The following is a 22,991-nucleotide window of genomic DNA, read 5'->3' on the forward strand; positions in this document are numbered from 1 at the left end:
TTTATAACAGTCAAAAAAATATAATAATTTTTTCTATATTAAATTGATAATTGCTTATGCTTGCCAGTTTAAGAAATCTACTGACACAGCCTGCGGTTTTTACTAGCGCAATTGTAGGTGTGTTGCTGGTTACGGCTCAACAGTTGGGAGTACTAGAGCACCCAGAATTAATAGTTTTCGACCAGATGATGCAAAGGCGTGCAGATGTGAATCCAGATCCTCGCCTTCTGATTGTGGCATTTACTGAAAATGACATCCAAAAATTAAAGCAATCATCGCCCAATGGCAATGTTTTGAGTACAGTCTTGAGCAAGCTAGAGCAATATCAAGCAAAAGTTATCGGTTTAGACTTTTTTCGTGATGTACCAGTGGAGCCTGGTCACAAAAAGCTCCTGACACGCCTAAAACAGAGTTCGCGCATTGTAAGTATTTGCAAACTTGGTGATGACAGGGAACCTGCTGTACCACCTCCACAGGGTGTAGCACCGGAAGCCGTAGGATTCGCCGATCTCTTGGAAGATGGAGATGGGGTGATTCGGCGGAATCTACTCATTGCTTCACCCGATCCCAAGTCAAAGTGTGCAGCCCAAGCTTCCCTTGGATTTCAACTGGCTATCAACTACCTAAACGTTGTACCAAAATTTACTGAAAAGGGAATGCAACTCGGTAAGACCGTGTTTCAACCTCTAGAACCTCATTCTGGGAATTACAGGAATCTTGATGACCAGGGTTTCCAAATATTACTAAACTACGGTTCTAGGAAAAGCATTGCTCAAGAAGTCAGTTTCACAGATGTGCTGAGCGATCGCATCAATCCTAGTTTGGTCAAAAACCGTATTGTCTTGATTGGCACAACTGCACCCAGTTCCCAGGATATCCGCGTCACACCTTATAGCGGTGGCAACAAGCAGAACAATTCTGGCAAAATGGCTGGAGTTGTCATCCATGCTCACGTAGTGAGTGAAATTCTAGATGCGGTTTCAAACAAAAGACGACTGTTTTGGTTTTTCCCTGAGTGGGGAGAAATTCTCTGGATGTGGGGCTGGACTTTGGTGGGTGGAGTTGTGGCGTGGCGCATTCAGCATCCACTCGTTTTGGGGCTAGCAACGATCGCTTGCGTAGGGCTACTGGTTTTAAGCTGTTTTGCTATCTTGACTCAAGCAGGGTGGGTACCAGTGGTATCTCCGATTTTAGGGTTTCTTGTGGCCGAAGCGGGTGTTGTTGCTTACACTGCATTCCAAAACAAGCAACAGAAAGAAAAAGTTGCCCTTCAGATTCAAGAGCAAAAGGAAACCATCTCGTTATTGCAAGCGTTGCTGCGGGACGGTGGAAGTCAGGGAACGCAGACACAAGCGGAAATTGGCGATGGGTTACAACTACAAGCAATCCTGAATAAGCGTTATAAAATCGTTGAATTGCTCGGTTGTGGTGGATTTAGTTATACCTATCTGGCTGAAGATACTCATCGCCCAGGGAATCCTCAATGTGTGGTCAAGTACTTACAACCTGCTCGTAAAGATGAGGTCTTTTTAGATGTAGCTAGGCGTCTTTTCAAAAGTGAAGCAGAAATTTTAGAAGTTTTGGGTCAACACGAGCAGATTCCACAACTCATGGCTTATTTTGAAGAACATAGCCAATTTTACCTTGTACAAGAGTATATTCAAGGGCATTGCTTAAATGAAGAACTGATTCCCGGTAAACGCTTTTCTGATGCTCAAGTGGTGGATTTCCTGAATGATGTTTTGCAGATATTAGAGTTTGTTCATAGTCACGGTGTCATCCATCGAGATATAAAACCTAGCAACTTGATGCGTCGAGAAAAAGATCAACGAATTGTGCTAATTGACTTTGGCGCTGTCAAACAAATTCAGCCTCAGCACCCAACAGAGAACCCTACAGTAGCAGTGGGTACTGTGGGGTATGCACCTCCTGAGCAGTTTATGGGACAGCCAAGGCTCAATAGCGATATCTATGCTTTGGGAATGATTGCTATCCAAGCTTTAACTGGGACACCTGCTAAATACCTCGAACGAGGCTCTACAACAGAACTTGTTTGGCGACATTTTGCAGAAACTACGCAAGAATTAGCTGGGGTTTTAGACAAAATGGTGTGCTTTGACTTCCAAAAGCGATACCAATCAGTAGAAGAAGTTTTATATGCTCTGCAAAGTTTCTAACCGGACTTGGGACTGGGGATTGGGGACCACCCCTTCGGGGAAGTCAAAATTCAAAATTCAAAATTCAAAAAAAGAATTTTACTTTTGACTTTTGACTTTTGAATTGTTTGGTCCCTAATCCCTAACCCCCAATCCTCTTTATAGCCAGTTACCTACCAAAACATAGGGTGCCCAATAATACGGATGCTCGTACGAAGGATTCTTCAACAAGGACAGTTGAGCATCCTTTAAGGCTTGTGCTTTAGTGATATCGGGTCTGCTTAACTGTTTGTAAAACTCACCCATGATGTCAGCAGTTGCTTGATCATCTACAACCCAAAGCGACGCTAATGTACTACGTGCCCCAGCCTGGATAGCAACTCCAGCAATCCCTAATGCGGCTCGATTGTCTCCTGCAGCCGTTGAGCAAGCACTCAGAACAAGTAGCTCAATTGCACCCCGTTGGTTGGTTGCTCTAGTTTTGAGTAAGTCACTCAACTCGTTGACCTTGACGCGACCATTAAATGTCAAAATGAAGGTATCTTCTGCCTTAGAACTAAACTGACCATGAGTTGCCAGGTGAACTACCGGTGCATTCAACGATTTAACAGCCTCTTTAATAGCTTCGGTGGTAAATTTCTTATCAAGCAGTACCTCACTTTGACGAACTGTTGATTGGATTTCCTTAAGTTCGCGTTTGACAGCAGGGAGTGCCGGAAAGTTTGGCCTAGCTTCGCTGAGTCCACCCGCAATAGTTCGCCGTTCAGTGCGTGCAAAAGGTTGGGGGTTTAATAGCTCTAAACCTGGTGTCAGAGCAATGTTATATTTCTGGACAAGATAGCTCTTTCCATCATACAACGCCGCCATAGGGATGCTTCGCATCGGACCATCCAAGACAAACACCAAGTTTTTGATTTGGCGTTTTTCCAATTCCGATTCAATTGGTTGAATGATCCATTGATAAACTTCTTGGGACGGAACCAGAAACTCTGGAGTCTGGCGGGTTTCTAATTTTTGCCGCAGATCCTCAAGCTTTTGTTCGACTTCGTTTTGGGATAGAATCTTTGTGTAATGACGTAAGTCCTGATTCTGATTCTGTTTCTGTTTAGTTGAGGAGGAAGGCAGGGAGACGATAACTTCCAGGCGATCGGCTAAAATCACTGGATAAATGACTGCTGCTGTGCGATCAATTTGGTCAATCTGGACGGGTGTTGCGTCTACACAAGCTCTGCGGAAGAAGTTGTCTAATTCTGCTACTTTGAGTGATTCTATGACATTTCTAGCTGTGCTAAGGTCATCTTGGCTGGGTTGCTTGTTTCCTGACTGCAACAACAAACTCACCAGTTCGCGATAGATTGGCTCAACTTCCTCTTGAAAAGAATATTCCACCTCACGCATGGCAACTAAATCGCCGCGTATAGACTTGAGATTATTAACAGCTTTGGTGTATGCTGCTTTCGCCCCTGTCTGATCTCCTCTACTTTTCAGGATACGACCCAACTGCCACTGCCAACGATAGCCAATATCCGGTGCTGGAATATTTTCAGCTAGTGCCGAGGCTTGCTGGGTGAGTTTTTGTGCATCATTCCACTGCTGAGTCTGCTCGTAAAGTCCCCCCAGAGTCCCCAAGGCATAAGCCTCGGCACGCTTGTCTTCCAGACTTTTGGCTTGCTCAACAGCTGTTACCACTATTTGGGCGATCGCCTTCCATTCTGGAATGTTGTTTGTTGTGATATTTTCTGCCGATGTCTCTTGTTTCGGGCAATTTACATTTACTCCATTTATTGCCGTTCCTCTTGCCTCAGTTTTTTGCCTAAGACAAGCCAGAGTTTGGGCGAAGTTAATCCTAGCATAAACCGTCTTGCGACTAGGTGGTAAGCTGTCAAGCTGAGATTGAATTTGAGGCAATAAACTTTGCTGCAAATTTTGGTAAGAATTTTGGGCTACTTGTTTTGGCTGTTGTTGTGGTGGCTCTTGTAGAGATAACCGCAGTTGATTGATTTGCGCCACCAGCCGAGTTGTCGGCGAAGCAGAAGGCGCAGCAGCTTGTCGGTAATAATCCATCGCTTCATTAGTTCTTTGCAACGCTTGGGCTGCATCAGTTCTTCGCAACGCTTGGGCTGTGTTCCCCAAACTCAGGTAAATTTGTGATACTAGTTCCCCAGAGTTTAGTTTAGAAGCGACTGCCAAACTTTGCTTTAAGGCTTGTTTGGAACCAAAATTTTCTATTTGCTGTGGCTGTGGTTGTTTCTGTTCCTGTGGTTGTTTCTGTTCCTGTGGTTGTGTCTGGTCTAAAACTCCCACGACTCGTAGAGCATTACCCAAGCTCAACAGTCCGTTTGCCTTCAGCAGAGAGTCGGGTTGCGCCTGTAGCAGTTTATTTATATCTGTTAAGTTTAGGCGAGCGCGACGGTAAAGCCCCAACGCTTGCAGTGCCTGAACTTGGTTAATTTTGCTACCAATCTCCCCTTCCTTATCCCCGTTTTTAGCGTAAAGGGCGGTTGCTTCCTCCCAGCTGGCAAGAGCTTTTTCAGATTTCCCTTCGGCTAGTTGAATCTGACCTTGGTTGTTAAGTGTCTGGGCGCGAATTTTTATGTATTCTTTAGAATTTCCCCGATTTTTTTGTAACAGTTCCAAACTCTCTGCTATGGCTGTGTTTGCTTGGGGTAACTGTCCAAGCTGCTGATATGCCAATGCAACATAGTTCAATGCCAAGGCTTGATTCAGGAAATCGCCTTGAGTTTGAAATGTTTTAGCTGCTTGTTGTAAAACCTGCACAGACCTTGAGAACTGTTCTGTCTGGTAGAGTTGCAAGCCTTGCTGCAACAGTTGTCTGGCATCCCTTTGCTGTACTACTTGGGTAGGCTGACTTTGTTGAGTGTGGGGATAATTGGCGCTATCAGCTGCCACAAGTGGGCTTGTAGCAACTGCAATTTGGGCAATTGCAGCTAGAAGAATAAGTCTAGACATAAGCTGTTAAACATTGCATTTTTATAGTGGTGGTTATGATTCAACCAAGTACCCAATACTTTTCGGATAATACTTGATCCCCCCGAGCAAGCCTTAAAAAGGGGCGAACTATCTGCCCCCTTTTTAACAGTTACCAGTTATCAGTTATCAGTTATCAGCTTCATCCTTTGCATGTTTCAGTCCCCCACCAAGAGCACCGTTCGTCAAGAGACGTGCCGTAGGCATAAGCGTTGGTGGCTCTTTTAAATCCCCCAAAGCGCCCGCACTGCGGCTGGTACTGCGGCTGGTACTGTTTTAAGGGGGTTGGGGGATCTCCTAGAACGGAACATCACTCACCGAAATGTATTGACCAAGTATCAGCCGCCTAGTAGGTAGTAAGTAGCAAAAAGAACTCGAATACTCGCGCTCGTCGCAAAGCGTCCCGTGAGGGATACGCTCTCTACCCATCTACCCAACTGATAACTGTTAAAATGATTGGGTATAAACGATGGAAAAATATAGTCCCTTCTCTTGTAAAGTTTCATCATTGCGTGATCTCACATATACAAGAGGAATGCCGTAGTCAAATCTGGCAGTTAAATTATTGCTTTGCCACAGTAATCCTACTCCTACAGAAGCGAGGTCGCTAACTTCTAAATTGGGGTTTCCAGACCGATTCGATGCTGTTCCATAGTCAACAAATGGAGTAATTTGTAATATGCCACCCACTTCGGGAATTCGTAAAATAGGATACCTTAATTCAGCAGAAGCTAAAAACGCATTATCTGTTAACAGCAGGTCTTGACGATAGCCGCGTACCGTGCGTTGTCCTCCCAAACCAAACTGCTCTAAAGGAACTAATGGTCTGTCGGCTAATTGAGCATCTGCACGGAGTAGCACTATGGTATCTCGAGCTAAAAGCCGCACCCACTGTGCCTGTCCTCGCCAGGAAAAAAAGGTACCATCTGGTCCGCTGTTGTTGCTGGTAGCATCGAAGACATCTAAGCCAAAGCTAAATTGCGATCGCGCCGCTAGCACTTGTTGACTACTGCGCTGAGTCCACTCTTGAAAAAACCGCAGTATTGATAAGCGAGTTTCTCCATCATCATTAGCTCCCGGTTGGGGAAATCCGATGCGGCGACCAACAAGCGATTCCAAAAAGCCAACGTCACTTTCCCGCCGATTTATACTCAGCCCGAGGGCAAATTCTTCGGTGGGGGTTTGCACAATCGGTTGACGTAGTGTTAGAGCAAAATCTTGTGAGCTTCCTTCGATATCTAATTCATCAAAGGGTTCTTCAATAACACTGCTGTCTGTATAGTTATAGGCAAATTCCAACGTTCCATTGTAGGCATTTATAGGATACGTATAGCGAGCTTCGACATCGTTGCTACCATCAGTATTGGCGTAGCCGACACTTAAACTATCTCCCTGTCCCAGCAGGTTGGCTTGGTTAAGTTGGATTTGCCGCTGAAAGCTGCCAATACTCGGGTTACGATTGTTGTCTAAGCTAATTTGGGCAGACAATGTTTTTGCCTCCCTCACCGTAACGTCTAGCACGTTACCACCAGGCGTTGAGCCAGCCGCAAGTTCCGCAGAGATATTTTGAATTAATGGATTGAGCTGAAGCAGTCGCAGTGCTTCTAGCAATCTATTCAAGTTCAGGGGTTTACCTGTGGCGATCTTTAAACGGCTGCGGATATAGTTGGGGTTCAACCGCTTCAAACCTCTAACCTGGATATTTTCCAAGCGACCTTCCACGACCTGAATTTTGACGACACTTCCTTTAAGGTTGTAGGTTTGCTCTGCTGGAAGGAAAGCCGCAGAGGTGACGTAATCTTTGTCGTTGTAAAGTTTTGTTATTGCTTCAGAAGCTTGGAGCAATTCAGCAAAGGTAATCGGTCTGTTAATGAATTTTTTGGTAACCTCAGCTAGTTGTTCACGGCTGAATACAGTGCTGCCAATTACTTCAAAACGCTCAACTTCGATAGTTCCAGGAAACGCATTCGGAACTCCTTCGGGACTGGGAGGAGTTTGGGGAGGAGATGGAAGTAAGTTTTCTGGAGGTGGGAGGACTGGAGGTGTTTCGGGTACTAGGGGAAGATTTTCTCGTTCTGGTCGGTTGAAGATGTCTGATGGAGGTTCGGTTTGGGCAGTTTCAACTTTTGGCTGAGGAACAGCCAGCGTATTCACCGTTTGTGCTGACAACGGCTGTTGCTGCCAACTGCTAAATAGCATCATGGTGAGTATGAATAAGCTGGACGAATGCCAGTTGTAATAGAAACTTGAAACCCTTTTATTTAGCATAACAACAAGCAGATGCCGGAAAGTCAGAGAGATAGACGGTTGTAGCAAAGTTGGTCATAAGGACGCATTGGCTTTCTTTAAAAGCCCAGCCAGTCGTTGCTACAGTTAGCGCAACATTAGGATTAGAGATGTTCTCAATCCTAAAGGGGTTTTTGAGGAAAGCTTCTTTGCTAATGAACGCAGAAAAGTGCTTAAATATGCTACTTAGTGTGAGGTTTCTCTACACTAGATCAGTCGTTTTACCTGTTGCACAAACAGCAGAAACGATAGAAATAATGAGTATAGTGTATTCCAAAAGAATGCAGTTTCTTGTTAAAGAAAATATGAACAATCTTACTCAATAGGGATGGAAATTCCTTAAAAATCAGCTTAACGGTAGTATCTTACTGCTAAAAGCAGAATTACGCAATTCTACCGTGTTAGACACCAGGCGAACCTGCTATTTTCAGGGCTGTATGCAACTAGTACAATTCGTCAAAAGGCGCAAATGCTATCGATATAAGCTTTTTATGTCTTTTTAACGGTGAGATTATTTCCGTACGCGTTGTACTAGTGCCGCTTTTTTAGAAGTCAAAAGTCTCGTTGCCTTTAGCTTTCGACTTTTTTGACTGTGGTCAGTTACTTCTGCGGTTTCTACACTAGTAAATCTCAAGTTTGCCTGCATTTCTTCAGACTAAACTGGTAGCAGAGATACTGACTCGATATGAGTTAGGTTTTCTACAACGCTTCAATAATTTTACTTATTATCAGAGCTTGAGGAAATTCCTACGTGCAACCGTTACAAGTAATACTTTAAGTATATTTCCAGAAAAGCAGAATTATTGTTACAAATATTGAAGACTCTTCCAAAACAATCCTTAGATGTAGATAGGTGAAACATCAATAAGTTTTATGGATTTAGCTTTCCTCTTTATCTAAAAAGTGGTTCATTTACTAGTAGTAATACGTTAGTTTCATGCAGTTAATAACACCTGCAATATTGGGGAGGGTGCTATGTCCTCACTGTTGACTGATAAGTGATTCGCTCAGCGTCTTACTGAATTTACGCTTGTTGGCGAAAAGTGATATACGGTATCGTCAGGGGCAAGACGAATAGCTGTGTTATAATCTGTCATAGCTTTTAAGATATCCCCTATTTCATGGTAAAGCTGACTACGCCAAAGGTAGAAAAGGGCATTGTCAGGATGGAGATGAATAGCTTGGGTATAATCCTCAAGTGCGCCCTCTTTGTCCCCTAGATTTTTGCGACGAAACTTAGCTCGTTCGGTATAGAGGTAAGCATTGTGGGGATGAAGACGAATTGCATTATTCAATTCAGCAACCGCTTGTTGAACATCTCCTTGTCGCCACGAAGTATAAGCTTTTTCAATGTATGTAGCAGGAGTAATCTGTTGACTACCAGATGTGGTATTTTCTGTAGTAGCTCTACGTTTCTCTTCTCCTGTACGCACAGAATCGGCAGTGCTTGAAGAAGGCTTGCTCGAATTAAGAGCTTTCTGTACTACACAAACAGTCGAGCCTAGGGCTAATATAATTCCAACTGTCACAAGTACTGCTGCAAAATCATTCCCAACACTGCTACTAGAGCTATGAAAGTCTTTTATATATTTTCCCACTGTAGGGTTTTCTTCGACTGTAGTGGCTTCTGCCGGTTGGAGAACACCTGTACCAATTAGTCCTGCTACAGTTAGCACTGGTTCGGTAGCAAGGATTTTTTGCTTTATCATCTGGTGTACTCCACTACATTGCACAGCTTTTGAATAAGTAACATAACGAAAAAATAATTGATTTGATAAAAAAATACTTTAGCCAGATTACACTTGATTTTTCACCAAGCTCTTTATGCGGTAGGTCGCCATAGCATCTTATTCTCCCAAAGTCGGTCTTATTTGACTTCTGTAAATCGAACTAGTCCGAGGGAAAAACCATGACTCTATCTAAGGTAAGCTCTACCACCTGAGGGTAGGTACCACAGTATAGTCCTTGATAGACTATTATAGAAACCTAAGAGTTAATAAATAAAGTGCATTATAAATATATAGGGTGCGTTAACATCGTTTCATGCATCTACTAAAATGGTGTATTATGTGCCTGGAAAGTCACTTCATAAGAAAAACTCGCGCATGAAAGCGCCCAACGCACCTTATAAAAATTTAACTTTTATTTTATAATTTTATAAATGATCGGTTAAGAAAAGATTGAGTTCCAAGTTTAATCTCATACCAGCTTTGTATATAGGGGTTCTCATTTGCGTTGAATACAGTTTGTGTGGGGTGGAGCGGACAGGCATAGATATCAAGTTAGCGAAAACTCATGATTTGTTGTTACAGGAACAAGCGCGTCCCAGCAGCGATCGCATGACTGCGGGCACTCCGTGCGATCGCCCCTTGCGCGGTTCCTTTGGAGCATCGACTTGTTTGATAAGCCATCCTTAATTGTACATTTAGGTTTCGACCAAGCGAACGTTGCAACATCCGATTGGTATACACAGAAAGGTCATCCTTACGTGCAGGCGATTAGTCAAATTTTGGACGAACTCGTCACTTTGCCTTACATCCAAAAGCTAGAATTTCTGATTTCTCCAGGTGTTGAGCCCTTGAGTAACCTGCAAGTGCAATTGGATCGACAGACGTTCTCAGCAGGGACATTGCCTTCTTCTGTTCCACATTTAACTTGCATTATCTTGGCGGGCAAGATGCCCACCCCACAAGAATTTGAAAAAATTTAAATATGCAAGCTTATTTGTGCTTTAGCTTATTGAGCATCCGTGCCATAGATGAGCAAGGTTAAGGTGCATGTACGTTCTTCGGCAAGCCTTCCCTGACAATCAGCCGTCTCGTTGGACTTTTATACTCAGCTAGTTGCTTTTGCACTCGGGAAAATTACCATGTAAAATGTACAACTAGTAACAGTGTGACGCCCCTAGATGCAAAACTGCAAAACAGGAAATCCTGTATGCCTCATAGCAAATTGAGACAAAAGTATCAAAGCCTGCATTGTACGGTTATCATCACTGCTATTCCAGAAGAATATGAGGCTGTTCGTACTCATTTTAGCGACATTGACATTGACAAATGGCAGTTACTCTTTTGGATACAAAGACAAGCGCACTTATAAGGTAGCATCAGCATTATCATCTCATGGATTTGAATCACAATATAGAACTAGATTCAACAAAAGTATTTCGAGACCTTCAAGATAAATTTGAAAACAACTTGAGATTTTCTCTTCTAGAAAACCTAGAGAAATTATCTCAAGTAGAACTCAAGGCACGTGCATTCGCAATTCTAGGACAAATTTTACGTGAAAGCCCAAATTTATCTCGCTCTCACAAGGAAATTACTGCTATTTTTGATGAATTGTTTACCGATGTAGTCATTTCAATATACTTAGCTGGATGTTCTTTGGATAAACCTGCTCAAACTTTACTTCGTAGAGTCTTAGAACTTGGGATTGCCGTTATTTATTTGTGGAATATGCCACATCACTTTTGGGGATGGAAATGCCACGATAAAGATTTGAATTTCAACGAAATGGTTGAATGCTTAAATAGTGCTAGCTATAAATCCTTTGTTGCGTCCGAAAATACTAATTTTTCTGATAATTCGTTGTTTGATATCAATGAAGCCAAGAAAATCTATAGAAATCTTAGCAATACAATACATGGAAAAATATCAACATTTGAATCAGTTTTGCCAGAACGTTTTACTTATAATAAACCTGATTGGGAAGAACATTTGGAGCTTGTAATACGAGTTCAAAATCTACTACTTCAACTCTGGAAACATAGATTTAACGATGTTTTTCAAGAGTTAGAAAAAAGAATGCCTTCAATTGCACGAATATAAGAGGATTAAATAATGTCTGATGACAAGCAAACTTTGGAACTGATTCAAGCCGCAAGATGTGAAGATTTGGTTGACACACAAATTTCTAGCTTAACAGTTGTAGGTGATTTTGAACGTAAAGTTATAGATACCATAAAAGGAGTTGGTGCTCATCTGTTAGAAGGTTCCCGTGGTGTTGGAAAGTCCATGTTGCTAAGACAAGCAGAAATAGAAATGGACAGAGAATTTTTGAAGAATAGAAAGCTAGCCGTATATATTAGTTTCAAAACTAGCACTTTGCTAGAAGGAGTTAAAGTTGGTGAAAGAGATGCTTTTCAAGCTTGGGTTGGGGCAAAAATTCTTGAGGGTTTACATGAAAAACTTCTAACTCTTGATTTGATTACTCATGAAAGCATAATTGATCCATATCATGAAATGTTTGGAATTAAATCACCTAAAACAACAAGAACATATTTGCAGGAAAAAATTCATGATTTACAAAAACTCTCAACTGCGTCAAATAAAGAAGAAATTGTTCATCAAATAGGCAATGCTTTTTTAGATAAAGTTAATGATATTACTTCTTTACTTGATGCCGTAAAACATATAATATCACAATTTAAGTTATCAAAAATAGTCTTTTTATTTGATGAAGCTGCTCACACTTTTATTCCAGCACAACAAGAGATTTTTTTTGAAATATTCAAACTTTTACATGGAGGAGAAATAGCTGTTAAGGCGGCTGTTTATCCTACTATTACTTCTTACGGAAGAAATTTTGAAGTAGGTCAGGATGCAATACGTATATCGATGGATAGATTTGACCATAGTATAGAAGGTAGGAATGCAAATAAAGACCTTTTCAGAAAAATGCTAATGAAGCGAATTCCTCAAAGTAGCTCTTTGCATAAAAAAGTATTTTCTAAGGGTCATGTCCTGGATCTTTGCGTTTATCTCTCAACAGGAAATCCACGTGCATTCTTACACCTTTTGAATGGTTCATTAGAAAAATCACAACAATTAACAGAGGGTTTTTCTGAAAGAGCAGTTGTTTTAGCTGCTCAGGAATTCGTTGATAAAGAACTCATACCCTATCATCATAACTTAGCTAAACGACTTCCTAAATTTTCTTCTCATGTTAAGATTGGAATTAATTTATTAAGAAATTATGTTATTCAAGAATTAAAAAATAAAAACGATAGCCCGAAGAAAAATAACGATCAGTCAGCTTTCTTTACTGTGCGGCGTGATATGTCGCCTCATCTTAGCTTAGCATTAAATATTCTCTGTTACTCTGGCATATTAGCTGATAAAGGAACCGTTGCAGTTTCGGGCAAAAAAACTGGAAATAGATACATGGTTCATCTCGCACTTATGGCTACGGAGAAAGCATTTTCTGCTACTGACTTAACTGAAGCAATTAAACTTCTAAATGTTAGATATACAAAAGGTTTTGTAGGTAATGACCCAAATTTTGACAACTACTTGAGTGACCTTAAAGAAGCTTCTGAACAATGTGCAAGCTGTTCAGCATATTTACCTCCAAATGCTAAGTTCTGCCCTGAATGTGGTTCAAAAGTTGAGATTACACCTATAGTAAGTGCCTTACTAGACGAATCTATTGATTCTTTATCGATTAGTGAAAAAATTAAAACTCGTATTAGGAATGATTTTCCATTAATTCGTGATATCCTTGAAGCTACTCTTGAGGATTTGAAAGCAATTCCTTACATAAAAGAGCGCCGTTCAATCATAATAAAAAATGCTGCTGAAGAATTTATTTCTGGATAAATAAGCCTAAAAACTGGTTCAAATAACGCCTGTTAAAATAGCTCTTGATTCTCTTAAATAAGAATAGATTACTGACTGCAAGTCCATTGCGAATTTATCTCACTAATTAGATACGATTGCACGCAAAAAATATTAATATTCATTAAAATAGCTAAAGGTGGAAAAATCTGGAATTCTTTCCCCAATAAATTACTCGGTGGCAATATCCCAAAAATTTCATCATATAATCTAACCTCGGTTAGTATGTGATCAAACTCTGCTTCCACTTCAGAGAGGTCTACACAGTGGATTCCCCCCTCATTCCCGTAATATCCATACTCATCGGGTCAATATTGTAAAGGTTTTATCTCCTGCTTTAAAGACTCTAGGCACTCAAATTCCCCGATGGGGATAATCGCCGCAACCTTTTCCCCAGCTTGCAGCAAAACTATACGCTGTCTGCCAAACACCACTGGTCTGAGAATGTCCTGGAAGTTATCCCTGAGTTACTGAGTGACTAAGCAGAAAATTCCTCATCCTCATGCAGGCAATCTTTATACATCCCTGATGACATCCGATTGTTCCGAAATACTAAAAATTCTGGAAAATAGTATATGTAGTCGAACATTTTAAGACTAAGCCAATTTTCTGTTGGAGAATATGACTTCTACCTTCTTAGAACGCTTACACAGCCCAACACACCCAGTCATCGTCTTTGACGGTGCTATGGGAACTAACTTGCAAACCCAAAACCTCACCCCTGAAGACTTCGGTGGCGCACAGTACGAAGGTTGCAACGAGTACCTCGTCTACACCAAACCGGAAGCGATCGCCAAAGTTCACCGGGACTTTCTCGCTGCTGGTGCAGATGTGATTGAAACGGATACTTTTGGCGCTGCGTCGATTGTTTTGGCTGAATACGACTTAGCAGATAAGGCGTATGAACTCAACAAAGCAGCGGCGGAACTCGCAAAGCGCGTTGCTGCTGAATTCTCAACGCCAGAAAAACCCCGGTTTGTTGCGGGTTCGATGGGACCAACCACAAAACTGCCAACTTTGGGACATATCGACTTTGATACCATGAAATCATCCTTCGCCGAACAAGCGGAAGGGCTATGGGATGGTGGCGTTGATTTATTCATCGTTGAGACTTGCCAAGATGTCCTGCAAATCAAAGCGGCGCTGAATGCAATTGAAGAAGTCTTTGCCAAAAAAGGCGATCGCCGTCCGCTCATGGTTTCTGTCACAATGGAATCTATGGGTACTATGCTGGTGGGGACGGAAATCAACGCCGTGCTGACAATTCTGGAACCATACCCAATTGATATTCTCGGTCTGAACTGTGCCACAGGTCCAGATTTGATGAAACCACACATTAAATATCTCTCGGAACATTCGCCTTTTGTGGTTTCCTGTATTCCCAACGCAGGTTTACCAGAGAACGTCGGCGGTCAAGCTCATTATCGCCTGACACCAACGGAATTACGGATGTCATTAATGCATTTTGTTGAAGATTTGGGTGTCCAAGTGATCGGGGGTTGCTGTGGGACACGTCCAGAACACATTCAACAATTAGCAGAAATTGCCAAAGACTTAAGACCAAAACAGAGACAGCCTCAACAGGAACCAGCAGCAGCGTCAATTTACAGCACCCAACCTTACGACCAAGATAACTCTTTCCTGATTGTCGGCGAACGTCTCAACGCCAGTGGTTCCAAAAAGTGCCGCGAATTACTGAATGCGGAAGATTGGGATGGACTGGTATCCATGGCGAGGGCGCAAGTCAAAGAAGGCGCACATATCCTGGATGTGAACGTTGACTACGTGGGACGCGACGGTGTGCGGGATATGCACGAACTCGTCTCGCGTCTAGTAAATAATGTCACACTACCATTGATGCTCGATTCCACCGAATGGGAAAAGATGGAAGCGGGACTGAAAGTGGCAGGAGGTAAGTGTCTGCTGAACTCCACCAACTATGAAGACGGAGAACCGCGTTTCTTGAAGGTGTTGGAAATTGCGAAGCAATACGGTGCTGGTGTCGTTATTGGTACCATAGATGAAGAAGGAATGGCGCGGACAGCAGAGAAAAAGTTTGCGATCGCCCAACGTGCATATCGTCAAGCAGTTGAATACGGCATCCCAGCGCACGAAATTTTCTTTGACCCCCTAGCACTGCCAATTTCCACGGGTATTGAAGAAGACCGGACTAACGGCAAAGGCACAATTGAAGCCATCCGCCGCATTCGTCAAGAATTGCCTGGATGTCATGTTATTTTGGGTGTTTCCAATATCTCCTTCGGGTTGAATCCAGCGGCGCGGGTTGTGCTGAACTCAATGTTTTTGCATGAGGCGATCGCTGCTGGGATGGATGCAGCAATTGTCAGCCCTAATAAGATTTTACCACTGGCAAAAATTGAGGAACGTCATCAAGAAGTCTGTCACCAGTTGATTTATGATGAACGCAAGTTTGAAGGCGATGTCTGCGTTTATGACCCCTTAACACAACTGACAACACTGTTTGAAGGGGTGACAACGAAACGCGACAAAGGCGTTGACGAAAATCTACCCATCGAAGAACGCCTCAAACGTCACATCATCGACGGTGAACGTATCGGTTTAGAACAACAACTCACCAAAGCTTTAGAAAAATATCCCCCTTTGGAGATTATCAACACCTTCCTGCTAGATGGCATGAAAGTGGTGGGTGAATTGTTCGGTTCTGGGCAAATGCAGCTACCTTTCGTATTACAATCTGCGGAAACCATGAAAGCAGCGGTTGCTTACTTAGAACCGTTCATGGAAAAGTCAGAATCTGGTAACAATGCTAAAGGGACATTTATCATTGCCACAGTGAAGGGCGATGTTCACGACATTGGTAAAAACCTGGTGGATATCATCTTGTCGAACAACGGCTACAAGGTGATTAACCTGGGAATTAAGCAGCCGGTGGAGAACATCATCGACGCATACCAGAAGCACAAAGCTGATTGTATCGCCATGAGTGGCTTGCTGGTGAAATCCACCGCGTTCATGAAGGAGAATTTGGAAGTCTTCAACGAAAAGGGAATTACTGTCCCCGTGATTTTAGGCGGTGCGGCTTTGACTCCCAAGTTTGTCCATCAAGATTGTCAGAATACTTACAAAGGTAAGGTAGTTTACGGCAAAGATGCGTTTTCTGACTTGCACTTCATGGATAAATTAATGCCAGCCAAGGCTGCTAGTCAGTGGGATGATCTGCAGGGATTTTTGAATGAAACCACAGATGGACACAGATTAACACAGATAGAAGAAGCTCAGGAGCTATCTGTATCCAGCAATGGTTCTGTATCCAAGGTAGAACCGCAGGAAGTTGATACCCGCCGTTCCGAAGCTGTGGCGGTGGATATCGAACGTCCGACGCCGCCTTTCTGGGGAACGAAGCTACTTCAACCGCAGGATATTCCTTTGGACGAAGTGTTCTGGCATATGGATTTACAAGCTTTGATTGCTGGACAATGGCAGTTCCGCAAGCCGAAGGAACAATCTAAGGAGGAATATCAGGCTTTCTTGGATGAGAAGGTATATCCAATTTTGTCGGAGTGGAAGCAGCGGGTTATTGAGGAGAATTTGCTGCATCCGCAGGTGATTTATGGGTATTTCCCTTGTCAGGCTGAGGGGAATACTTTGTATGTTTATGAAACGAACCGCCAAGACGCAGAGGACGCAGAGGTAAGAGCAAGTTTTGAGTTTCCGAGACAAAAGTCTATGAGGAGGCTGTGTATTGCAGATTTCTTTGCGCCGAAGGAGTCGGGAATTATTGATGTGTTCCCGATGCAAGCGGTGACGGTGGGGCATGTTGCAACAGAATTCGCCCAAAAGTTGTTTGCAGATAATCAATACAGGGATTATCTGTATTTTCACGGTTTAGCGGTGCAGGTAGCGGAAGCGTTGGCGGAGTGGACACACGCTCGTATTCGTCGGGAATTGGGGTTTGGTGCTGAGGAACCGGATAATATCCGGGATATTTTGGCACAGCGTTATCGCGGTTCGCGGTATAGTTTTGGATATCCGGCTTGTCCGAATATTCAGGATCAGTACAAGCAGCTGGAGTTGTTGGAAGCAGAACGTATCAATTTGTACATGGATGAAAGTGAACAAATTTATCCTGAACAGTCTACGACTGCGATTATTACTTATCACCCAGTAGCGAAGTACTTTAGCGCGTAGAACCCCACCCCCTTCCCCTCTCCTTGCTAAGGAGAGGGGTGCCCGAAGGGCGGGGTGAGGTTATTATATTGTGGCGCTTTACCTCACCCTAACCCTCTCCTTATAAAGGAGAGGGGTGCCCGAAGGGCGGGGTGAGGTTATTATATTGTGGGCAAGATCAACAACGCTGGATCAAGATTTATCGTTCTCGCTTTACCTCACCCTAACCCTCTCCTTATAAAGGAGAGGGAACCGGAATCGTAAATAAGCTTTTTTTGTATAAGTTTAAAAATATTGAAGTTAAAATGACTAAACTTTATAACAAAGATAGTGAAAAAGAAAAAAGGCGACTATTGCGGCAAAATATTACAAAAGCCGAGAAAGTTATTTGGGATAAACTTATAAATAGGCAACTTTAAAACTGCAAATTTCGCAGACAATATAGTGTAGATAAGTTTGTTATAGATTTCTATAGTCCTGAGTTGAGGCTAGCGATAGAAATTGACGGTGAAAGCCATTTTGAAAATGTAGGTGTTGAATACGATAAGGCAAGACAAGAGTTTATTGAATCAGCAGGAATTAAATTTATTAGATTTACAAATAATGATGTGTATGGGAATTTGTTTGGGGTGTTAGAAAGTATTAGCGAGAAGATAAGAGAGTTAAGGGAATAATATGATGTCTGCTTAATGACTCTTAATTCCCGCAAAATCTCACCCCGCCTTATCGGTTACCCCTCTCCTTATTAAGGAGAGGGGAAGGGGTGAGGTTTTTTATTATGGAGGTAATTAAGCAGACTTGATATAACCTATCCAACAAATCTTTATGGCTAAATCAAATGTTTATGAAGAATTATTGTTAATATTCTTTACAGCAGAGCGAGCGCACTTTTAACAATCGCCTAATTATCTTGATAATTAGGCAGTTTGCGGTTGTGTTGGGCAGCACCGTAGTGTTTGGGAGGTAAATGCGCGATCGCTTTCTTGCAATCGCAACACCAGAAAAAGCTATCTGAACCAGTTGTGAAGAAAATTGTCGGGTTTGAAGTTGGGTTAGGCGATCGCATAATTTAGAGTATCACCACTTAGTCTTTTCGCGTAATAGTTCATTGCTGTTGTATCTACTGTTGCACCCAAAGGCGAAAAGCCTTGATAGTTGCATTTCTACCTGCTGTTTTACTTTGTTCCAGATATTGGGGAATCGCCTCAACTAGTGGTAATCTGGGAAAATTAAAGCTTTCCTGAGACTCTACATAATGCCCATCTCGCAGTACATTAATTTGTAATTTTCCTTTATCAAAACACCAAAGCTCAGGCACTTTTAGTGCTTCATAAATATTAGGATGAGTGCGAGAAGTGACATCCACTTCTAAGGCTAAATCTGGAGGGGGATCTACTGTTAAATCTAGTCGCTTCTTCCCGCGAATTCTAGATTCGTTTTTTATATAGAAACACTGGTCAGGTTCTATACCTTGAGCCATTGCTTGGTTTTTGAAAGTGGTAGAACCAAGGCTGATAAACTCAAGATCCAGCTCTTCCAGAAGTGCTTTGACTAAATCACCAATAATTTCTTTACCATATTCATGTTCTGGCAGTGGTGCCATAATCTCCAGTATTCCCCTGTCATAAGCAATTCTTGCTGCACGGTGTTCACCTAACTCCTCTAGAATTGTTTCCAATTCTTGCCAGGTAACATCAGAAAACAGCACTCGTTGTCCCGGTGGAATATGGATGCGCTTCAATTCCAACAACATCATCTCCACTCCCAGCAGTTCAATAAATTTAGGTTACTCCAGTTAAGTGATGCGCTGCTACAAGTTTTGGTACTTTGCAAGGGTTTATAGTTCTATTTTTTCTGGGTTTGCGATCGCCTTAACTATAGCAGCGTAACTCAATCAATTAGCAGCCTCAGAATGTCCACACAATGCTGACTCAATAGAGCATTCGGTTTCTACGCCTGCAAGGTTTTATCCTAGTATTTTTTCATTTGGAAGTCCCTAAGGGCATGAGGCAAGGTAATTATAAGGTTCTTGCCTTAGACACGTATCACGTCTCACCCGCCCTAATTTACTCAGCTTCGCCAATGAGGGTAAATGCTGCCCATTCGCGAGGATGGTAATGCTTTTTCATTGTTGACAGCATAGCATTTCGCAATGCAACAGCTTTATCTGGGTTTCGCCGCAGATTTTGATAAAACTCCGTCATTAGCATTGCTGTAGAGTCATCCGACACTGCCCATAAAGATACGATAATACTGGGTGCGCCCGCAGTAATTAAAGAGCGAGACAAACCGATAACACCATCGCTCTTGATGTCTCCTCTGCCAGTATCGCAAGCACTCAGGACTACTAAATCAGCATTAAGTTTCATGTCGAAAATTTCACTGCTTGTCAGCAATCCATCATCTTGACCAGAGGGAGCAAGGGCAATCGCTCCCGGCACGCCCAAGCCTTTAAAATCATCGAGTAGCCCGTGGGTTGCCAAATGCACAACGTCAACCGACTGCATCAATGGCTTCACTCTGGTTTCAGTAGCTTTACTACCCGTTAATGCTTTGGTATTTAGCATTTTGGCAATTTCCAGTGCTTCTTGTTCTGCACCTGGTAGCGGTGACAACTGTTGGGGCATTGTAGGATTACCGACTACCAATGCAAGGCGATTTTCTATCGCTTTGCGCTTGTTTATCTTTTGCTTGTGGGTTAACTCCAAAACTTGGATAGCAGGAGCGGTGAGAATGGTATGTTTTTCGATCAGGTATTTGCCAGAAGCATCTTGCAAAGCTGGGAAGGGAACGAAAAATAACTCAGCTTGCGGGATAAAAATGATACGGGCATTTGAGTCTTGTGGTAACTCGGAGGCGATCGGTTGAACAAGTATTTGATGGAGTTGCTGTAATGGTTTTTTTCGGCGAGGATTCGCTGATGCTTCTCCAGGAACAGCAGCCACATCACCACTTCTGGCACGGATGGATGTATGGCTTTTGGCAACGAGGTCTGCTAAAGGTGTATCGAGGGATTTGATATCTACTTGCTTAAAGGCAACTTCACCTGTAGGTTTGACTACCCAAATGTAGAGTTGTGGATGCCATTCTTCTTTACCTTGAACTTGAAAGGGAGCGTAAATCATTGAATATTCAACAAGTGTTGCCTTTTGTTGTTGAGCGATTTGTTGAATTTGCTTGATGTTAGGTGGCGTAGGTGGCTTGATCTGTTGAATGTTAGGGCTGGGCGATAGCTTTGAGGCTAATAATTCCACAAAAGCTCTGGCTCTACCGCGTTCGGCAATTTCTAATGCCGTACTATTTTTATTCTGAGCCACCAAGGCTTGTTGCAAAAAGCGGTAAGAATCTGCTTGGGTTTCAAAGATTGAGATTTTTTGGTCATCTTTTAATCCAGGTCGCAGAGACTCGCTCACCTCAATGGCAGCGAATAGCGTTTTTTCAGCTTTGGGGTACTGACCGAGGTTGTTGTAAACTGCCCCAATGTTATTCAGGGTCGCAGCTTCCCCAGCCTTGTTGCCGATTTGTTTGGCAATGGCTAATGCTTGTTGAAAAAACTCTAAAGCTTTCGGGTACTGACCGAGCCTAAGGTAAACTACTCCAATGTTATTCAGGGTCGCACCTTCCCCAGCCGTGTCGCCGATTTGTTTACGAATGGCTAATGCTTGTTGAAAAAACTCTAAAGCTTTCGGGTACTGACCGAGTTGGTCGTAAACTGACCCAATGTTAGTAAGGGTCGTACCTTCCCCCGCTTTGTTGCCGATTTGTTTGTGAATGGCTAATGCTTGTTGAAAAAACTCTAAAGCTTTCGAGTACTGACCGAGGCTAAGATAAACTACTCCAATGTTACTCAGGGTCCCACCTTCCCCAGCCGTGTCGCCGATTTGTTTGGCAATGGCTAATGCTTGAGTATAAAACTCTAAGGCTTTCGGGTACTGACCGAGTTGGTCATAAACTGATCCAATCTTAGTAAGGGTCGTACCTTCCCCAGCCATGTCGCCGATTTGTTTAGCAATGGCTAATGCTTGAGTATAAAACTCTAAGGCTTTCGGGTACTGACCCAGCTTGGGGTAAACTGATCCAATGTTAGTAAGGGTCGTACCTTCCCCAGCCGTGTCGCCGATTTGTTTGCTAATGGCTAATGCTTGTTGAAAAAACTCTAAGGCTTTCGGGTACTGACCGAGTTGGTCATAAACTGATCCAATGTTAGTAAGGGTCGTACCTTCCCCAGCCGTGTCGCCGATTTGTTTGCTAATGGCTAATGCTTGAGTATAAAACTCTAAGGCTTTCGGGTACTGACCCAGCTTGGGGTAAACTGCTCCAATGTTATTCAGGATCGCAGCTTCCCCAGCCTTGTTGCCGATTTGTTTGACTATGGCTAATGCTTGAGTATAAAACTCTAAGGCTTTCGGGTACCGACCTAGGTAAAGGTAAACTGACCCAATGTTAGTAAGGGTCGTACCTTCCATCTCCTTGTTGCCGACTTGTTTGTGAATGGCTAATGCTTGAGTATAAACCTCTAAGGCTTTCGGGTACTGACCGAGTTGGTTGTAAACTGCTCCAATGTTATTAAGGGTCGTACCTTCCCCTGCTTTGTCGCCGATTTGTTTGTCAATGGCTAATGCTTGAGTATAAAACTCTAAGGCTTTCGGGTACTGACCCAGCTTGCGGTAAACTGCTCCAATGTTACCAAGGGTCGTACTTTCCCCTGCTTTGTTGCCAATTTGTTTGGCAATGGCTAATGCTTGCTGATAAAACTCTAGGGCTTTCGGGTACTGACCGAGTCGGTCGTAAACTAACCCAATGTTATTAAGGATTATACCTTCCGCTGGTTTGTTGCCGATTTGTTTGGCAATGGCTAATGCTTGAGTATAAAACTCTAAGGCTTTCGGGTACTGACCGAGTTGGTCGTAAACTGACCCAATCCCACTAAGAGTCGTACCTTCCACCGCCTTGTCGCCGATTTGTTTGTGAATGGCTAATGCTTGAGTATAAATCTCTAAGGCTTTCGGGTACTGACCCAACTTGGAGTAAATTGTCCCAATCCCACTAAGGGTTGAACCTTCCTCTGCTTTGTTGCCGATTTGTTTGTCAATGGCTAATGCTTGAGTATAAAACTCTAAGGCTTTCGGGTACTGACCCAGGTTGCGGTAAACTGACGCAATGTTATTAAGGGTCTTACCTTCCTCTGCTTTGTTGCCAATTTGTTTGTGAATGGTTAACGCTTGCTGTAAAAACTCTAAGGCTTTCGGATACTGACCCAGGTTGCGGTAAACTAACCCAATGTTATTAAGGGTCTTACCTTCCTCAGCTTTATTGCCGATTTGTTTGGCAATGGCTAATGCTTGAGTATAAAACTCTAAGGCTTTCGGGTACTGACCAAAAACATTGTAAACTTCCCCAATGTTATTAAGGGTCGCACCCTCCCCTTCACGTTCGCCAATTTCTCCAAAAATAACTAAAACCTGTTGAAACGTCTCTAAGGCTTCTCGAAACTGACTTTGCTTATACTGCTGAACACCTACTTGGTATAGCCGCCACGCCTCGTCTTTGCGGTTTTGTGTCGTTTGCGCTTGTACCGATGCAGTCACCATCCCCAAATTAATTTCAGTCAGTGGTATCGCAGTTAAAGACACTAGGACAGTCGCAGTCAGCAAGGTGAAGCGATGAAGCCTGTTTTTGAGTAAAGCGAAGGAAAGGTGATGCACCGCAGTATTCCTTAATCTTGCAACTACATGATGACTGTCTTAGTTTTCTATCGCTGGTTTTTTGAAGAATTACGCAAGTTTGGTAAAAG

The 22,991-nt window shown here is 42.9% G+C and carries 11 protein-coding genes and 2 pseudogenes; 7 read left to right on the forward strand and 6 right to left on the reverse strand.

Annotated elements, in window-relative coordinates; genetic code table 11:
• The first annotated feature begins 56 nt into the window (after positions 1-56).
• A complete protein-coding gene (locus tag AACT52_RS23780) occupies positions 57-2,177 on the forward strand; it encodes a CHASE2 domain-containing serine/threonine-protein kinase (protein WP_073633538.1) in 2,121 nt (706 codons plus the stop codon).
• A 138-nt stretch (positions 2,178-2,315) separates the two neighbouring features.
• On the opposite strand, the gene AACT52_RS23785 is transcribed toward AACT52_RS23780, so the two are convergent.
• The 3 genes from AACT52_RS23785 to AACT52_RS23795 all read right to left on the reverse strand — a co-directional run bounded on the left by AACT52_RS23785 (position 2,316) and on the right by AACT52_RS23795 (position 9,139).
• Positions 2,316-5,126 carry a CHAT domain-containing protein gene (locus AACT52_RS23785; protein ID WP_073633539.1) on the reverse strand — a complete coding sequence of 937 codons (2,811 nt, stop codon included), beginning with the start codon at positions 5,124-5,126 and terminating at the stop codon, positions 2,316-2,318.
• A 465-nt stretch (positions 5,127-5,591) separates the two neighbouring features.
• Positions 5,592-7,346 carry a ShlB/FhaC/HecB family hemolysin secretion/activation protein gene (locus AACT52_RS23790; RefSeq protein WP_096549367.1) on the reverse strand — a complete coding sequence of 585 codons (1,755 nt, stop codon included), beginning with the start codon at positions 7,344-7,346 and terminating at the stop codon, positions 5,592-5,594.
• 1,091 nt (positions 7,347-8,437) lie between these two features.
• On the reverse strand, positions 8,438-9,139 hold the full coding sequence (locus AACT52_RS23795) for a tetratricopeptide repeat protein (RefSeq protein ID WP_073633542.1): 702 nt from the start codon (positions 9,137-9,139) through the stop codon (positions 8,438-8,440).
• Between the two features lie 573 nt (positions 9,140-9,712).
• On the opposite strand from AACT52_RS23795, the pseudogene AACT52_RS23805 reads away from it, so the two are divergent.
• The 6 genes and pseudogenes from AACT52_RS23805 to AACT52_RS23830 all read left to right on the forward strand — a co-directional run.
• A pseudogene (locus AACT52_RS23805) lies at positions 9,713-10,140 on the forward strand (hypothetical protein); the annotation flags it as partial.
• Between the two features lie 227 nt (positions 10,141-10,367).
• Positions 10,368-10,529: a hypothetical protein gene (locus AACT52_RS23810; RefSeq protein WP_158054754.1), complete on the forward strand. Its 162-nt coding sequence runs from the start codon at positions 10,368-10,370 to the stop codon at positions 10,527-10,529.
• A gap of 23 nt (positions 10,530-10,552) precedes the next feature.
• Positions 10,553-11,260: a hypothetical protein gene (locus AACT52_RS23815; protein ID WP_073633544.1), complete on the forward strand. Its 708-nt coding sequence runs from the start codon at positions 10,553-10,555 to the stop codon at positions 11,258-11,260.
• A 12-nt stretch (positions 11,261-11,272) separates the two neighbouring features.
• Positions 11,273-13,030: a zinc ribbon domain-containing protein gene (locus AACT52_RS23820; protein WP_073633545.1), complete on the forward strand. Its 1,758-nt coding sequence runs from the start codon at positions 11,273-11,275 to the stop codon at positions 13,028-13,030.
• A 639-nt stretch (positions 13,031-13,669) separates the two neighbouring features.
• A complete protein-coding gene (gene metH / locus AACT52_RS23825) occupies positions 13,670-17,218 on the forward strand; it encodes a methionine synthase (protein ID WP_073633546.1) in 3,549 nt (1,182 codons plus the stop codon).
• A gap of 413 nt (positions 17,219-17,631) precedes the next feature.
• Positions 17,632-17,871: pseudogene (locus AACT52_RS23830) on the forward strand (endonuclease domain-containing protein); the annotation flags it as partial.
• Between the two features lie 227 nt (positions 17,872-18,098).
• Here the strand turns inward: AACT52_RS23830 and AACT52_RS23835 are convergent.
• The 3 genes from AACT52_RS23835 to AACT52_RS23845 all read right to left on the reverse strand — a co-directional run bounded on the left by AACT52_RS23835 (position 18,099) and on the right by AACT52_RS23845 (position 22,902).
• Positions 18,099-18,263, reverse strand: a complete 165-nt coding sequence (locus tag AACT52_RS23835) for a hypothetical protein (protein ID WP_158054756.1) — start codon at positions 18,261-18,263, stop codon at positions 18,099-18,101.
• A 54-nt stretch (positions 18,264-18,317) separates the two neighbouring features.
• Entirely contained in the window at positions 18,318-18,950 is a 633-nt protein-coding gene (locus AACT52_RS23840) for a Uma2 family endonuclease (protein WP_073633547.1), read from the reverse strand.
• Positions 18,951-19,263: 313 nt separating this feature from the next.
• Positions 19,264-22,902 carry a CHAT domain-containing tetratricopeptide repeat protein gene (locus tag AACT52_RS23845; protein WP_083630497.1) on the reverse strand — a complete coding sequence of 1,213 codons (3,639 nt, stop codon included), beginning with the start codon at positions 22,900-22,902 and terminating at the stop codon, positions 19,264-19,266.
• Between the last annotated feature and the right edge of the window lie 89 nt (positions 22,903-22,991).

Origin of the sequence: Scytonema sp. HK-05, assembly GCF_963872035.1 — a bacterium.
Lineage (GTDB): Bacteria > Cyanobacteriota > Cyanobacteriia > Cyanobacteriales > Nostocaceae > Kalymmatonema.